The 15607-nt window shown below is 72.0% G+C and carries 16 protein-coding genes; 7 read left to right on the top strand and 9 right to left on the bottom strand.

What is annotated here, in order from left to right; translation table 11 throughout:
* Window positions 1–2: 2 nt before the first annotated feature.
* From BA062_RS40975 to BA062_RS09695, 7 genes are all read right to left on the bottom strand, one after another.
* A complete protein-coding gene (locus BA062_RS40975; RefSeq protein ID WP_281271629.1) occupies window positions 3–137 on the bottom strand; it encodes a hypothetical protein in 135 nt (44 codons plus the stop codon).
* A 177-nt stretch (window positions 138–314) separates the two neighbouring features.
* Window positions 315–764 (bottom strand): GlcG/HbpS family heme-binding protein, encoded by a 450-nt coding sequence (locus tag BA062_RS09720; protein ID WP_245959748.1) that lies wholly within the window; start codon window positions 762–764, stop codon window positions 315–317.
* Window positions 761–1117 (bottom strand): glycerol dehydratase reactivase beta/small subunit family protein, encoded by a 357-nt coding sequence (locus BA062_RS09715; RefSeq protein ID WP_110335734.1) that lies wholly within the window; start codon window positions 1115–1117, stop codon window positions 761–763. Before BA062_RS09715 ends, BA062_RS09720 begins: the two co-directional genes overlap by 4 nt.
* Window positions 1117–2961, bottom strand: a complete 1845-nt coding sequence (locus BA062_RS09710; RefSeq protein WP_110335733.1) for a diol dehydratase reactivase subunit alpha — start codon at window positions 2959–2961, stop codon at window positions 1117–1119. Before BA062_RS09710 ends, BA062_RS09715 begins: the two co-directional genes overlap by 1 nt.
* 5 nt (window positions 2962–2966) lie before the next feature.
* On the bottom strand, window positions 2967–3557 hold the full coding sequence (locus BA062_RS09705) for a propanediol/glycerol family dehydratase medium subunit (RefSeq protein WP_110335732.1): 591 nt from the start codon (window positions 3555–3557) through the stop codon (window positions 2967–2969).
* An 11-nt stretch (window positions 3558–3568) separates the two neighbouring features.
* On the bottom strand, window positions 3569–5260 hold the full coding sequence (locus tag BA062_RS09700) for a propanediol/glycerol family dehydratase large subunit (protein WP_110335731.1): 1692 nt from the start codon (window positions 5258–5260) through the stop codon (window positions 3569–3571).
* A 14-nt stretch (window positions 5261–5274) separates the two neighbouring features.
* A complete protein-coding gene (locus BA062_RS09695) occupies window positions 5275–5706 on the bottom strand; it encodes a diol dehydratase small subunit (protein WP_228713720.1) in 432 nt (143 codons plus the stop codon).
* A gap of 121 nt (window positions 5707–5827) precedes the next feature.
* On the opposite strand from BA062_RS09695, the gene BA062_RS09690 reads away from it, so the two are divergent.
* On the top strand, window positions 5828–6703 hold the full coding sequence (locus BA062_RS09690) for an MIP/aquaporin family protein (RefSeq protein ID WP_110335729.1): 876 nt from the start codon (window positions 5828–5830) through the stop codon (window positions 6701–6703).
* Here the strand turns inward: BA062_RS09690 and BA062_RS09685 are convergent.
* Window positions 6700–8175: a flavin-containing monooxygenase gene (locus tag BA062_RS09685; RefSeq protein ID WP_110335728.1), complete on the bottom strand. Its 1476-nt coding sequence runs from the start codon at window positions 8173–8175 to the stop codon at window positions 6700–6702. The two genes, BA062_RS09690 and BA062_RS09685, sit on opposite strands and share 4 nt — an antisense overlap.
* A 74-nt stretch (window positions 8176–8249) precedes the next feature.
* Window positions 8250–8846, bottom strand: coding sequence for a TetR/AcrR family transcriptional regulator (locus BA062_RS09680; RefSeq protein WP_110335727.1), 597 nt, complete (start codon window positions 8844–8846; stop codon window positions 8250–8252).
* A 118-nt stretch (window positions 8847–8964) separates the two neighbouring features.
* Here BA062_RS09680 and BA062_RS09675 point away from each other — a divergent pair, with 118 nt between their 5' ends.
* The 6 genes from BA062_RS09675 to BA062_RS09650 are packed head-to-tail and all read left to right on the top strand — an operon-like array spanning window position 8965 to window position 15541.
* Window positions 8965–10506 (top strand): MDR family MFS transporter, encoded by a 1542-nt coding sequence (locus BA062_RS09675; RefSeq protein ID WP_391357294.1) that lies wholly within the window; start codon window positions 8965–8967, stop codon window positions 10504–10506.
* Between the two features lie 57 nt (window positions 10507–10563).
* Window positions 10564–11154 carry an ArsR/SmtB family transcription factor gene (locus BA062_RS09670; RefSeq protein ID WP_110335726.1) on the top strand — a complete coding sequence of 197 codons (591 nt, stop codon included), beginning with the start codon at window positions 10564–10566 and terminating at the stop codon, window positions 11152–11154.
* Window positions 11151–11936: an SRPBCC family protein gene (locus tag BA062_RS09665; protein ID WP_110335725.1), complete on the top strand. Its 786-nt coding sequence runs from the start codon at window positions 11151–11153 to the stop codon at window positions 11934–11936. Before BA062_RS09670 ends, BA062_RS09665 begins: the two co-directional genes overlap by 4 nt.
* A gap of 28 nt (window positions 11937–11964) precedes the next feature.
* On the top strand, window positions 11965–12726 hold the full coding sequence (locus BA062_RS09660; RefSeq protein WP_110335724.1) for an SDR family NAD(P)-dependent oxidoreductase: 762 nt from the start codon (window positions 11965–11967) through the stop codon (window positions 12724–12726).
* A gap of 35 nt (window positions 12727–12761) precedes the next feature.
* Window positions 12762–15089, top strand: a complete 2328-nt coding sequence (locus BA062_RS09655; protein ID WP_110335723.1) for a molybdopterin oxidoreductase family protein — start codon at window positions 12762–12764, stop codon at window positions 15087–15089.
* Window positions 15086–15541 (top strand): hypothetical protein, encoded by a 456-nt coding sequence (locus tag BA062_RS09650; protein ID WP_110335722.1) that lies wholly within the window; start codon window positions 15086–15088, stop codon window positions 15539–15541. Before BA062_RS09655 ends, BA062_RS09650 begins: the two co-directional genes overlap by 4 nt.
* Window positions 15542–15607 lie beyond the last annotated feature (66 nt).

Genomic DNA, 15607 nt, shown 5'->3' with positions numbered 1-15607 from the left:
GGTCACGCCACCGCGAACAGTGCCGCCGCCGCGAGCGTCTCCACGGCGCAGCAGAACCGGCTCGGGTAGAACGCGGTGGGCGCGTCGCGCACGCGCGAGACGACGCGGCCGAACGCCAATGACGCGCACTCCGGCACGGGCGCTTCCGGAAACGTGCTGCGCGCGGCTGTGGCTGCTGTGGCCCGGCAGCGCGCTCGACGCGGGACCGTCGCCGCGGCTCGGCACGCACAGCGGCTCGGCGTCGTACCTCGGTGGGGTCGACGCGCCGTTCACGGTTGGCACCGCCCGGCACGGCGAGCCGGCTCGCGCGAGCGTCAGCGGCGGGTGGTGCGCTTCGGCAGCGCCTCAGCGCCGGCCTCGGCGACCGTGGTGTCCTGCTCGACGCTGCCCGCGCTGACGCCGATCGCGCCGACGACGTCGCGGCCGCGCACGAGCGGGATGCCGCCGCCGAAGATCACCAGGCCGCCGTTGGTGACCTCGATGCCGTAGAGCGGCGCCCCGGGCGCGGCCGCCGCGCCGACGTCGGCGGTGGTCATCTTGAGCAGCGCGGCGGTGCGTGCCTTGCGGATCGCGATGTCCACGCTGGCCAGGATCGCGCCGTCCTGGCGGGCGAAGGCGAGCAGGTGCCCGCCGTCGTCCACCACCGCGACGTTCATGGGCTGTTTGATCTCCTCGGCCTTCGCCAGTGCCGCGTCGAGCACCTGCTGGGCGTCGGCCAGTGCGAGTCGTGGGGCCACGATGTCGTCCTCCTCCAAGGTCGTCACGATGTCTTCACGGGAATGCCGGTGACGAGCCGGGCGGCGTTGTGCCCGAGCAGGCGGGCGTCGCGCGCCGTACCGGTCAGCGCGGGCGAGTCCGGGGGCCGCTTCGCGTGGTGCACGCACACCGCTCCCCCGGCCGCGACGCCGATCCCGACGTCGAGCGAGGACGCCTGCGCGGCGCCGAACGCGAGCGCGACGGCGTCACCGGACCCACCGTCCTCCACCCGCACCGGCACGCCCTCCTCCTCGAGCCCCGCCCTCAGGTCGCGCAGCACCGCCGTGTCCCCGGCGCAGCGCACCACCACCGACGGCGGCGTCCGGACGGCCCTCGCCGCCCTGCGATCGTCCACGGCCATCAGCTTCCCACCGCGAGGCCGAGTTCGGGAGCCAGCGCGTGCGCGGCCACCAGGCCGGTGGCGACGGCGTTGCGCGGGCCCTCGCTGCCGCGGACGTTGCCGGTGCCGCACACGATGCCGAAACCGGCGACGGCCTCGGCGATCAGGTCGGGGATCTCGAAGTCGAGCGCGGACCCGCCGAGCACCACGACGAAGCCGAGCTGCCGCAGGTTTCCCCCTGGCGCCACCTGCTCCAGCGCGCGCAGGGCGTTGACCACGAACACCTTGTGCTTGGCCGCGCGCCGCACCTGCCGGATCTTGTCGAGGTTGTGCCGGGTCGGCACGGGCCGCATGCCGGTGTCGGAGAGCACGACCACGCGCGCGAACGTGTCGGCGGGCAGCGGGTCGGTGAAGAAGCGGGCGGTGCCGTCCTCCATGCGCACGTGGAAGAAGCTCTCCGCCTTGGCGAGCGGGAACTTCTTGATGTCCTCGGCCAGCTCCCGGTTGTCGAGGCCGAGCTCGGAGTCGATCAGCTTGGTCACCAGGTCGCCCGCGCCGGCCAGGTGCACCGAGCGCACCACCCCGTCGTCCGTGGCCACCGCCGCGTCGGTCGAGCCGCCGCCGAGGTCGAGGATCGCCACCGGTTTGCCGGTGCCCGGTGTGGTGAGCGCGCCGAGCACGGCCATGTCGGCCTCGACGCCGCCGATGAGCACGTCGACGCCGAGCGCCTCACGCAGCCGCGCGGCGAGCAGGCGCATCGGGCCGCGGCTGGTGCGCACCATCGCGGCCAGCGCGACGGCGTTCTCCAGCGCGAACTCCCCGGCGAGCGCGCCGGTGACGCGCTGCGGCACGAACGTGTCGACGGCGAGCACGTCCTGGATGCGGACCGCGTCGGCCCTCGTGCCGGTCAGCTCCGACATCGTGTCGCGCACCCGCGCGAGCATCCCGCCGACGTGGCTGCCGGGCTCGCCCGCCGCGTCGGTCAGCGGCCGCACGCCACGCAGGGCCGTCATGATCTCGTCGGCACCGGCGTCGACCTCCACCGACCGCTTGCCGCGCTCGCCGGACAGGGTCAGCGCCCCGGCGGGGATGCGGCGGCCGGTGACGTCGCCGTCGGGCGTGCGCACGACCACCGCCGAGCGGTTGCCGACCAGCGCCCGCGCCACCGGGGCGACCATGCGGGTCTGCTCGGCGTCGAGGCCGAAGACGGTGGCGATGCCGTAGGAGTTGGACAGCGTCCGGATGGTGCGGCCCGGCTCGGCGACCTCCACCGCGGCGGGCATGCCGAGGGGCACCTTCTCCACGAGCGTCACCTCGTCGACCACCGGCACCGGTTCGCGCAGCCGGTTGGCGATCAGCGTCGCGTCGTCGGCGTGCACGATCGCGCCCGTCACCTCGATGCCGCGCTCCACGGCGGCGTTGATGCCGTGCGCGGCGTCCTCGAAGTCGATGCCCGCGCCCACCACGCAGATCACCGGCTCCCCCGGCTCGCGTTCGCCGAGCGCGCCGAACGCCACCGTGGTGCCGACGCCGAGGCCCGCCCCGCCCGGTGTGTCCGGGTTGTGCCCGATCATCGTGGACTCGGTGACGATGGTCTCGGTGATCGTCTCCATCGCGAGCCCGCTGATCACCGGCGTCGCCTCGTTCACGAGCACGGCGTCCAGCTCCTGAACGCCGCGCCGGGCCCGTTCGAGCGCCCGGCGCACCACCGCGACCACGCCCTCCACGTTGTCGGCCGTGCCCTTGACGCCCGAGGTCGGGGCGAGCGCGCCGGACAGGTACTCCACGTCCCCGTCCGGCCCGATCTCCGCGACACAGGCCTCCGTGGTCGAGTTGCCGATGTCGACGCCTGCCACCAGCGCCATGCCGGTCAGCCCGCGTCGGCCAGCTGGAACCGCACGTCCAGCTCCACCGGGTCCGCTCCCGGCACGACGAACTCGGTCTCCTTGATGTGCAGCAGCGCGGCCTTGGCCTGCCATCGCGGGCGCGCCATGAAGTCGTTGCGCGCGGGCACCGGCTCCGGCGACTCGCCCTTGGCGTAGCGGGCGGCGTTGCGGCCCACCTTGCGGAACGCGTCCAGGTCCATCAGCGGAGCCTGCGGGAACAGCTCCAGGTTGGACAGTCGCACCAGGTCCTTCTGGTGGATCATCGTGGTGCCGCGCGAAAGCACCCCGACGGCGATGCCCGAACCGGACAGCTTCGCCGCCGCGTGTGCGATCACCGCGAGGTCGGAGCCGCCACGGAAGCGGATCACCCGGGCGTGCACGCCCTGCTCCTCGATACCGGCGAGCAGCTCGCGCAGCACCTCGGCGTGCGGAATGTCCACGATGGTCTTGGTGAAGAAGTCGCCGAACGCGGGCGAGAGACCGATCACCACCTCGTCGGTCCTGCTGCCCGGTCCCGCCGTGCCCCGCTCGTCGAGCCGGAGCGTCCGTCGTGTGCTCACGCCGGTGTCCGCCATGTCGCTCCTCCTCAGCCGACTTCCCGCTCGGGGTTCTGGGCACTGACCACGTGCCGCAGCCGTTTCATCTCTTCCCACCGCGCGCCGCTCGGCCGGTAACCGGTGCCAGGCCCGGCGTAGTCGTTGGTGTCGTTGACCGCCGAGAGCGTCTCCAGCTCCGGCGTCAGGATCGCGGACGTGTGCAGCAGGTCGCCGGACACGCGCTGGCGCAGCACGGCCAGCAGGCTGTGCGCCATGTCGGTGAACCCGGCCGCGTCGAGGCCCTTGACGATGTCGAGACCGGTGACGCCGCGGTCCAGCACCGACTGGGCCGCCTTGAGGTCCTCCAGCACGTCCCTCGGCGGCAGGTCCTTGCTGCCGTGCGCGTAGGTGACGGCCTCGATCTCCCTGCCGGTGATCGGCGGCAGGCCGAGGTGGGCGAACACGCCCTGCAGCGCGCGAGCGGCCCGGTTGCGCACGGCGAGCAGCTCCGCCTCGGGGACGTGCCGCAGCCCGCCGTCGACCTGGAGGTCGCGCTGCAGCACGTTCCAGTCGTCGTAGTCCTCGGCGTCCACGTTGGATCCGGCGAACATGTTGTCGTAGTTGGGCGTCGAGGAATAGCCCGAGCAGACGAAGTCGGTTCCGGGCAGCAGCTGTGGCAGCAGCCGGGCGACGCGGCGCATGTCGGAGTGCGAGAACGACTGGTCGTTGCCCGAGGCGCACTCCAGATCCACCATGCTCGCGATGAGGTTCTCCGCCAGCACCGCGCGGATTCCGGCGGGCACGGCGCCGGGCACGCCGATGCAGCTGATCGACCCGTTCTGCAGGCCCTGCACCCCGGCGCCCTTGGTCACCAGGATGCAGCGGATCTCCAGGTACAGCATGGACTTGCCCTCGGCGTTGCCCATCTGCACCTCGGAGCCGGTGCCCGAGGTGAACCGCATCTTGATGCCGCGCGAGGCGTAGGCCGAGGCGAGGAACGCCTTGGACCACGGGGTGTCGTCGCCGTCGCAGAACACCGGCTCGGTGCCGTACACCGAGATCGTCTCCGCGTACGCGGTGATGCCGCGCATGCCGAGCTCCAGTTCGGTGGCCTCCTCCAGGGCGCACTGGGTCAGCACACCCGGGGTGCCCGCCTGGGCGCCGACCTGCAGGGCGATCGCCACCAGCGGCGCGTACCGCACGACGCCGAGCGTGGTCTCCAGCTCGCGGAACCCGCGCAGCGACGCCTCCGCGGCGTCGGCCGCGACCTGCACCGGGTTGTCGCGGGCGCTGGTCGCGTGTGCCTGGTTGGCCGGGGTCCGCCGGGCGCGCATCTTCTGCAGCGCCATCATCATCTCGACCACGTTCATGGTCTTGACGACCTCGAGCAGCTTGGCCGGGGTGAGCCCGCGGGTCACGGCGAGCACGTCCCTGCGGGTGGCGCGCGGGTCGATGAGCAGGTGTGCGATGTCGACCGCCGGGATCGCCATCGCCTGCTCGGTCGCGTCGACGTCGATCGCGTGGTCGGCGATGAACTGGTCGAGGAAGTCGAACTCGGCCCTCGGCTTGCCGTCCAGCTCGACGATCACGCCGTCCTCCACCCGTACGCCCGGCTCCGGGTCGTAGGGGCTGTCCATCGCGACCATGCCGACCTCGGGCCATTCCTCCACGAAACCGTCGAGGTTGACCGGCCGCTGTTCGAGGGCCTCGGTCCGCTTCGATCGCCGTGCGCTCGTTGTCATGGTGTCCGGCCCTTTCAGCTCGCCAGGATGTTCCGGCGCTCGTAGACGTCGGCGGCCTCGCGCACCAGCGCGGCGCACAGCGTCGCCGAGTACGCCGACTCCAGCTCGTCGGCGATGTCGGTCAGCTGCTGCTTGGTGGAGGCACGGGGCCGCAGCGAGTTGTAGATCGAGAGCACCAGCTCGTCGGGCAGCGCGGTCAGCTCGGCCGCCCTGCGGAAGTTCTGCGCGAGCTGCGGGCGGCCCGACTGTTCGGCGATCCGGGCCTGCAGCCGCAGGGTCTCGGGTGCGATCCGCAGGTCCTCGGGGGCGACCTCACCGGCCAGCACGGCCTCCATGGTGAGCTCGTCGATCCGTTTGCCGGTCGGAGTCTTCAGCAGTTCGGGGCGCCGCGCCGCGAGCGGGTAGTCCCGGCCCGGGTCGAGGTCCACCTGGCTCGGAGTAGTCACGCCGGGGACCGTAAGCGGCGTCACGTTGCACCGACGTTGCATCTCGCCTCGGCAACGTCCGTGCAACCCCCGCGCGCTCATCGTCTGTTCCACACCCGTCACCTGCTGTCAAGGAGGACCAGTGACCGATGTGGTGCCCCTGCGCGACGCGCGCAGGCTGAACCGCCTCACCGGCGGCTACGGCGACCTGCTCGCCGAGTTCTTCGGAACGTTCCTGCTGATCGCGCTCGGCAACGGCTGCGTCGCGATGGCCGTGGTGGGCCTTCCCGGCTCCGGGCGGACCGCCGACGCGACCACGTTCTTCCAGGGCACGGGCGACTGGCTGCTCATCGTGTGGGGCTGGGCGTTCGCCGTCGCGTTCGCGGTGTACGTCGCCGGCGGCGTGAGCGGTGCTCACCTGAACCCGGCGGTGACGCTCGCGATGGCCGTACGCCGCAGGTTCCCGTGGCGCAAGGTGCCGTCCTACTGCGCCGCGCAGGTCGTCGGCGCGTTCGCGGGCGCCGCGCTGGTGTACGCGGTCTACCACCCGGCCATCCGGGCGTTCGAGGCCGCGGCAGGGACACCCCGGGGCGAGGCGGACGCGACGTTCTCGATCTTCGCGACCGCCCCGGCACCCTACTTCTCCGGCTGGTTCGGGCCGCTGCTCGACCAGGTGGTCGGCACCGGTGTGCTGCTGGTGGTGGTGCTCGCCCTGATCGACGCGCGCAACAAGGCGGTGTCGCCGAAGATGGGCCCGCTGCTGATCGGGTTCACCGTGGCGGCGATCGGCCTCTCCTTCGGCGCCAACGCGGGGTACGCGATCAACCCGGCGCGCGACTTCGGACCGCGCCTGTTCACGTTCCTCGCCGGCTGGGGCGACACGGCGATGAACGGCTACCTGTGGGTCCCCATCGTCGGCCCGCTGATCGGTGCCGTGCTCGGCGCGCTGCTGTACGACTTCTTCATCGGCGACGTGCTCCATGCCAGGCAGGTCGCCGAGGAGCGGTTCGTCGGTTAGGTTCCTGCCGCCGTGGTGGCTCGGGAGAAGCGCATGCCCTCGTCGTCGAGGGGGCCGTGCCGGAGCAGCAGGACGTCTCTCGGGTAGTTCTGGTGGAGCCGCCACGGCGCGGCGGGTCCCTGCTTCGGCATGGAGTCCACGTCGCGCAGGACGTACCCCGCCTTGAGGTCGATCAGCGGCTCCAGTGGGGCGTCCCCACCCGGTGCCGTGGGCGTGCACTGCCGGTAGCCGTGCTCCCGCATGTGGTTCACCAGGCGGCACACGTACCCGGCGACGAGGTCGGCCTTGAGGGTCCAGGACGCGTTGGTGTAGCCGATGGTGAGCGCGAAGTTCGGCACCCCGCTGAGCATCATCCCCTTGTACGCCACGGTGTCCGCGAGCTCGACCGGTTCGCCGTCGACGGTGAGCGCGATGCCCCCGACGGGCAGCAGGTTGAGCCCGGTGGCGGTGACGATCACGTCGGCGGGCAGCTCCTCGCCGGAGGAGAGCCGGATGCCGTGCTCGGTAAACGTCTCGATGGTGTCGGTGACGATCGAGGCGCTGCCGTCGCGCAGGACCTTGAACAGGTCGCCGTTCGGCACGAAGCACATGCGCTGGTCCCACGGCTCGTAGCGGGGCCGGAAGTGCCGGTCGATGTCGTAGCCCTCCGGCAGGCTTCGTGTCAGCGCGCCGCGCAGAATTCGCTTCACCAGCGCCGGCCGTCTGCGGCTGAGCTGGAACAGCGCCGCCATGACGAGGGTGTTCTTCCAGCGCACCACCGGGTAGGTCAGCCTCGGCGGGAGCACGCGCCGCAGCAGGTCGGCCAGCGGGTCCCGCTCCGGCATGGCGAGCACGTAGCTCGGCGAGCGCTGCAGCATGGTCACGTGCGCGGCGTCGGCCGCCATCGCGGGCACGAGGGTCACCGCCGTGGCGCCGCTGCCGATCACCACCACGCGTTTGCCCGCGTAGTCGAGGTCCTCGGGCCAGTGCTGCGGGTGCACGACGGGGCCCGCGAAGACGTCCCGGCCGGGGAAGTCGGGCGTGTACCCCTCGTCGTAGCGGTAGTAGCCGGAGCACGTGAACAGGAAGCCGCACGTGAGTGTCACGATCTCGCCCGTGTCGGTGCGCTCGGCCTCGACCGTCCACAGTGCGCGGTCGCTGTCCCAGGCGGCGCTGACGACGCGGTGCCCGAACCGGATGTGCTCGCCGATGCGGTACTCGGCCGCGGTCTCCCGCACGTAGGCGCGGATCGAAGGGCCGTCGGCGATGGCCTTGGCCTGTGTCCACGGCCGGAAGCGGTAGCCGAGCGTGAACATGTCGGAATCGGACCGGATGCCGGGATAGCGGAACAGATCCCAGGTGCCGCCGATGGCGTCCCTGCCCTCCAGCACGGCGAACGTCGTGCCGGGGCACCGCTGCTTGAGCTGGCAGGCCGCGCCCACGCCGGAGAGCCCCGCACCGACGACGAGCACGTCGACGTGTTCCACCGGCATGGCCTTCCCCCGTCCTTGGCGGCGTGACAACACCTTCCGACGACGCTACCAGCCGCCCGCGGTCGTCCGCGCCCTCACGAGAAACCGGCACCCGCCTGGTCGAGCACCTCGCCGACCACGTCGGCGGCGGGCGGGCCGTCGGGCTGGTCGAGCCAGGACTGCATGGCCACGCGCAAGGAGGCCAGGTAGCAGGCGGCCATGAGCCGGGCCCGCGTGGCGGAGCGCTCCCGCTGCGGCATCCGGTTCAGGATCTCGGCGACCAGGTCACGCTCGAACGAGGCGAACGCGGCGATCTGCTGGGTGAGCAGGCCGTCGTGCGAGCGGATGAACCGGGCCTTGGCCACCCACTCCGGATCCGGGCCGCCGTGCTCGGCGAACCGGTCGCGCGTGGCGGCGGTGAGCGCGGTCCACGGCGGTTCGGACCTCGGCCGGGCCCGCACGGCGCCGAGCAGCGCCGCCACCCGCTCGCGATCGCCGTAGAGCAGGGCCTCCTCCTTGGAGGCGAAGTAGTTGGAGAAGGTGCGGCGCGAGACGGTGGCGGCGTCGGCGATCGCCTCGACGGTGAGTTTGTCGAGGCCCTCCTCCATCGCCAGCCGCACGGCCGCCTCGTGCAGCGCCCGCCGGGTGGCCACCTTCTTCCGCTCCCGTAGCCCCAGCTCAGCCGTCTCCATGCGGCGATCCTACCCTTCTGGGCAAATTTTCCCAAGGAGAAAGGTTGCGCCTTGCGCAACTTAGGAGGATAGTTGGCTGCAGCAACCAATTTCTTCGGAACCGCCTTGGAGGCTGCGCGTGAGCGCACCGGTTACCGCACCCGCCGCCGGCACGGCGATGGGTCACCGCCAGGTGCTGAGAGCCCTGAGCGGACTGCTCCTCGTCCTGTTCGTCGCGATGATCAGCTCGACGATCGTCTCCACCGCCCTGCCCCAGATCATCGGGGCGCTCAACGGCAGCCAGACCCAGTACACCTGGGTCGTCACGGCCACCCTGCTCACCGCGACGGCGTCCACGCCGATCTGGGGCAAGCTGGCCGACCTCTACAGCAAGAAGCTCCTCGTCCAGTGCACCATCGTGATCTTCGTACTGGGCTCCGTGATCAGTGGTTTCGCGCAGGACGCCGGCCAGCTCATCGCCGCCCGTGCGTTCCAGGGGCTCGGCGTCGGCGGCCTGCAGGCGCTGGTCCAGGTGGTGATCGCCGCGATGATCCCGCCACGCGAGCGCGGCAGGTACAACGGTCTGCTCGGCGGCGTGATGGCGCTCGCGACCGTGAGCGGCCCGCTGCTCGGAGGCGTCATCGCCGACACCGACTGGCTCGGCTGGCGCTGGTGCTTCTTCGTCGGCGTCCCGATCGCGCTCGTCGCGCTCGTGGTGCTGCAGCGCACCCTGCACCTGCCCACGGAGCGCAGGGAGAACGTGCACATCGACTACGTGGGTTCCGCGCTCATCGCCGCGGGCGTCAGCGTCCTGCTGATCTGGATCTCGTTCGTCGACGGCTCCTTCGCGTGGTTGTCGTGGCAGACGGCCGCGATGGTCGGCGTCTCGGTCGTGCTGCTGGGTGTGGCCGTGTGGTGGGAACGGCGCACGGTCGAGCCGGTGGTGCCACTCGACATCATCCGGCAGCGCACACCGGCCCTCGCCATCCTCGCGAGCCTCGCGGTCGGCATGGCGATGTTCGGCGGCGCGGTGTTCCTCGGCCAGTACTTCCAGATCGGGCGCGGCTACTCGGCCACCGAGGCCGGACTGCTCACCATCCCGATGATGGCGGGCGTGCTGGTCTCCTCCACGGTCGTCGGCCAGCTGATCACGCGCACCGGCCGGATCAAGCCCTACATTCTCGCGGGCACCGTGGTGCTCGTCGCCGGGTTCGGCGTGCTGGCGACCATCGACCACGAGACGTCGATGCTCATCGTCTCGGCCGGGATGCTGCTCGTCGGCGTCGGCGTGGGCATGTCGATGCAGAACCTGGTGCTGGCCGTGCAGAACACGGTGTCGCTGCGCGACATCGGGGCCGCGAGCGCGTCGATCACGTTCTTCCGCTCGCTCGGCGGAACGATCGGCGTCTCGGTGCTCGGCGCGCTGCTCGCCCACCGGGTCGACGACAGCATCGACCGCGGCCTGACCGCGGCCGGCCTGCCGGCCTCGGGCGGCGATGACACGAGCAGCCTGAACCTGGCCGCGCTGCCGGAGCCGGTACGCGACATCGTGCAGGGCGCGTACGGGGACGCGACCGGCCACATCTTCCTCATCTCTGCGGCGATCGCCGTGATCGGCGTACTCGCCGCGGCCGCGCTGAAGCCGGCGCCGCTGCGCCAGAGCCTCGACATCGAGCCGTAGTCACGGCACCAAGGGAACCCCTTGACAAATGGATTTGTCAAGGGGTTCCCTTGGCCCATGCAGGACATCGAGGTGATCGCCGACCCGGCCGCCGCCGTGGTGGCACTGGATCCCATGCGCGCCCGGCTGCTCGCCGAGCTGCACGAGCCCGCCTCCGCCGCGACCCTCGCGGCGCGCGTGGGGCTGACGCGCCAGAAGGTCAACTACCACCTGCGCCAGCTGGAGGCGCACGGCCTGGTGGAGGTGGCCGAGACACGGACGTGGGGCGGGCTCACCGAACGGCTGCTCGTCGCCACGGCCGCGGGCTACGTCGTCGCGCCGGAGCCGCTCGGCAGACGCGACCCGGTGCGGGACGACAACCGGCTCTCGGCCGCCTACCTCATCTCCCTCGCCGCGCGGGTCGTCCGCGAGGTCGGCGCGCTGGCCCGCCGGGCCGCGGGACAGCACAAGCGGCTTCCGGTGTACGGCCTGGACACCGAGATCCGGTTCGCGACGCCCGCCGACCGCGCCGCCTTCGCCGACGAGCTCACCACCGCCGTCACCCGGCTCGCGCAGAAGTACCACGACGAGCAGGCCGCCGACGGCCGGTGGCAGCGGCTCATGCTCGCCCTGCATCCCCGGCCCGCCGCGCCGGAGGACGAGGGATGACCGGCGACGAGCGCGAGGCCCACGTCAGCGAGTCCGAGGTCGAGATCGCCGCCGACCCGGCCGAGGTGTGGCAGGCGATCGCGACGGAATCGGGCGTCGCGGCCTGGTTCTTCCCCGCCGACATCGAACCCGGCGAGGGCGGGACCGTGCGCCTGCACCGGGGCCCGTTCGCGCCCGACGCCTCCGCCGTGGTCACCGCGTGGGAACCGCCGCATCGGCTCGCCTACGAGGAGCGCGGCGAGGCTCCCGCTCCCACGATCGCCACCGAGTTCCTCGTCGAGGCGCGCGAACGGGGCACCTGCGTGGTCCGCGTCGTCAGCGGCATCCACGCCGACGGCGAAGGCTGGGACCACCTCGCCGAGGAGGCAGGCGCGGGCTGGCTGATGTCATTGCGGCTGCTGCGCGCGTACGTCACCCGGTTCGCGGGGCTCCCGTCCGCGCGCGTCGACCTCAGCGTGCCCGTCAGCGCACCCAACGAGGAACGCGTGCGGGTCACCACGGCACTCAAGGACGCGCTCGGCCTCACCGGGCTCTCCGAGGGCGACGAGTTCCGCACCCCCGAGGGCGCTCCCGCGCTCAAGGGCACGGTCGAGCATCTCGGCCCCTACTTCCTGCTGCTGCGCGCCACGGCTCCGGCCCCGGCCCTGTTCGCCATCTCGAGCTTCCCGATGGACGGTGTGCGGCTCTCCGTGAACGTCACGGGCCGGGTCTACGGCTCCGGCGCCACCGCCGTCGCCGAGCGGGAACTGCCCCGCTGGCGGGACTGGCTCACGTCCCGCTGACCGTCACAACCGACAAAGGAGTGCACGCATGTTGCTCGAAGGCAAGAACGCGATCATCTACGGCGGCGCAGGCGCGGTCGGCAGTGCCGTCGCCACGGCCTTCGCCCGCGAGGGCGCCACCGTCCACCTGGCCGGGCGGACCCGGAAGACGCTCGACGAGGTCGCCGACCGCCTCCGCGCGGACGGCGGCCGGGCCGAGACCGCCGTGCTCGACGCGCTGGACGAGAACGCGGTGGACGCCCACGCGGACGCTGTCGCCGCCACAGCGGGGAGCATCGACGTGTCGCTCAACGTGATCGGCTACGAGGACGTGCACGGCACGCCGCTCGCGGAGATGTCGCTGGAGGACTTCGACCGCCCGATCCGCAACGCCACCCGCTCGACATTCCTCACCACCAGGGCCGCGGCGCGGCACATGATCCGGCAGCGCTCCGGCGTGATCCTCACCTTTGGCGGCGACGGCGGCCGCGAACCCATCCGTGACTACTACATCGGCGGCTTCCAGGTCGCGCTCGGCTCGCTCGACATCCTGCGCCGCCAGCTGGCCGCCGAGCTCGGCGAGTACGGCATCCGCGTGCTGACCCTGCACACCGGAGGCATCACCGAGACGCTGCCGGAGGACTTCGAGGGCCGCGACACGATCGTGGACATGATCGTGAGCAAGACGATGCTCAAGCGGGCCGCGACGTTCGCCGAGGTCGGCAACGTGGCCGCGTTCGCCGCCTCCGACCTCGCCTCGTCGATGACGTCGGCGTCGCTCAACATCACGTGCGGGGGCGTCTCCGACTGAGTTTCCGCCGTGCCCGCACGGGGTAGCCGTCGCCCATGCCGACGAGGGACGCGATCAGCGACCCCTGGGGCGCGCGTACCCCGTACGGTCAGGGCGAACAGTGGCCCGCGCGCGTGGACGCCTCGCTCGCGGACGGCGTCACCGCGGAGTCGGTCGACCGCTGGGTCCGGTCGGCGTCGCTGCTCCACTCCAATGGCGACGCGCTGGACATCGCGGTCAAGGACGGCCGGATCGCCGGCGTGCGCGGCAGGGAGGACGACCGCGTCAACCGCGGCAGGCTCGACCCGAAGGACCTCTACGCCTGGCAGGCGAACGACGCGGCCGACCGGCTCACCCGGCCGCTGGTGCGCGACGGCGACCGGCTCGTCGAGTCCGATTGGGACACCGCGATGGGACGGATCGTGGAGCACAGCAAGGAGTTGCTCGCCCAGCGCGGCCCGGGCTCGATCGGCTTCTACACGACCGGGCAGCTGTTTCTCGAGGAGTACTACACCCTCACCGCCATCGCCAGGGGCGGCATCGGCACCAACCACCTCGACGGCAACACGCGGCTGTGCACCGCGACGGCCGCCGAGGCGCTCAAGGAGTCCTTCGGCTGCGACGGCCAGCCCGGCTCTTACACCGACGTCGACCACGCCGACGTGCTCGCGCTGTACGGGCACAACGTCGCCGAGACGCAAGGGGTGCTGTGGCAGCGGATGCTCGACCGCGCGGCGGGCGCCGACCCGCCGGCGATCCTGTGCGTCGACCCCCGGCGCACACCGGTGGCCCGCGCGGCGACCCTGCACCTCGCACCGCTGCCCGGTACCAACCTCGCGCTCCTGAACGGGCTGCTGCACGAGATCCTCGAGCACGACTGGGTCGACCACGACTACGTGCGCGAGCACACCGTCGGCTTCGCCGAGCTCGCCGAGCGGGTGCGGCAGTACCCGCCGGAGCGGGTGGCCCGCATCTGCGGCGTCCCGGAGCGCGACCTGAGGGAGGCGGCGGCGCTGCTCGGCGGCGCCGAACGGCTGCTGTCCACCGTGCTGCAGGGCTTCTACCAGTCACACCAGGCGAGCGCCGCCGCCGTCCAGGTGAACAACGTGCACCTCGTGCGCGGCATGCTCGGCAGGCCGGGCGCGGGCGTGCTGCAGATGAACGGGCAGCCGACGGCACAGAACACCCGGGAGTGCGGAGCGAACGGGGACCTCACGGGCTTCCGCAACTGGGCCAACGACGCGCACGTCCGCGACCTCGCCCGCCTCTGGAACGTGCCGGAGGAGCGGATCCCGCACTACGGCCCACCGACCCACCTGATGCAGTTGCTGCGCTACGCCGAGCAGGGCTCGATCCGGCTGCTGTGGATCAGCGGCACCAACCCAGCGGTGTCGCTGCCCGAGCTGAGCCGCGTGCGCGAGATCCTGCGGCAGCGGCGGCTGTTCGTGGTGGTGCAGGACATCTTCCGCACCGAGACGGCCGAGTTCGCCGACGTCGTGCTGCCCGCGGCGACGTGGGGCGAGAAGACGGGCACGTTCACCAACGCCGACCGCACCGTGCACCTGTCCGAGCGCGCCGTGGACCCGCCCGGCGACGCGGTCGCCGATCTCGGCATCTTCCTCGACTACGCCCGCCGCATGGACTTCCGCGACAACGACGGCGAGCCGTTCCCGCCGTGGCACGACGCCGAGTCCGCCTACGCGGCGTGGCAGCGCGCGAGCAAGGGACGGCCGTGCGACTACTCGGCGCTCGGCTACGACAAGCTGCGCGAGCTCGGCGGCATCCAGTGGCCGTGCGACGACGAGCACCCCGATGGCACGGAGCGGCTCTACGCCGACGGCCGGTTCTTCGCCGCCCCGGACTACTGCGAGGACTACGGCAAGGACCTCGTCACGGGCGCGCCGCTGGAGCGGTCCGACTACGCCGCCCTCAACCCGCACGGCAAGGCGATGATCAAAGCCGCCGAGTACCTGCCCGCCCACGAGACTCCGGACGCCGAGTTCCCGTTCTTCCTCATCACCGGCAGGACGCTCGTGCACTTCCACACCAGGACCAAGACCGGGCGCACCCCCGAGCTGCGCGACGCCGAGCCCGAGGTGTGGGTGGAGATCTCGCGCGCGGACGCCGCCGCACACGGCATCACCGACGGCACGCCCACGGTGCTCACCTCGCCCCGGGGCCGGATCCGCGCGCGGGCACGCGTCAGCGGTATCCGCGACGGCGTGCTGTTCGTCCCGTTCCACTACGGCTACTGGGACGACGCGGACGGCGAGCACGACCGGGCCGCCAACGAGCTCACCATCACGGACTGGGACCCGGCCTCCAAGCAGCCGCTGTTCAAGACCGGCGCGGCGGCCCTCCGGCCAGAGGAGGGCGCACCATGACGCTGCGGCCGGTCCTGCGGCAGCTGTACCGGTCCGAGTCCTCGCTCGCCGCGGCACTGCGGACGCTGGCGCGGCGGCACGCCGCCGAGCACGAGGTGCATCACGTCGCGCGCGACCTCGCGCGCTGGTCCGAGGAACACCTCGCCGAGCTGGCCGCCACCGGGGAACGGCGCGGCCTGCGCCTCGGCGAGGCCGCGCCCACCGGGCCACATCCGCTGGTCGCCCGGGATGACCAGCTGCCCGGCGACGGTCTGCTGACCGACCTGCGAGAGCTCCACCGCGAGATCGCGGGTGTGTCGGTGGACTGGGAGCTGCTCGCCCAGGGCGCGCAGGCCGCGAGGGACTCCGAGCTGCTCCAGTTCGCGAGCCGCTGCCACCCTCGGACGCTGCGGCAGCTGCGCTGGAGCAACGCGATGCTCAAGGTGCTCTCCCCGCAGCTTCTCACCAGCTGACGAGGGCCGTGGACACCGGACCGGCGGGTTGGTTTGGTGAGAGGCATGAAGATTCGCATCGGCATC

This window comes from Prauserella flavalba, assembly GCF_003202235.1.
Lineage (GTDB): Bacteria > Actinomycetota > Actinomycetes > Mycobacteriales > Pseudonocardiaceae > Prauserella_A > Prauserella_A flavalba.
Note: the sequence above shows the minus strand (reverse complement) of the source record. Positions and strands in the feature narration are given on the sequence as shown.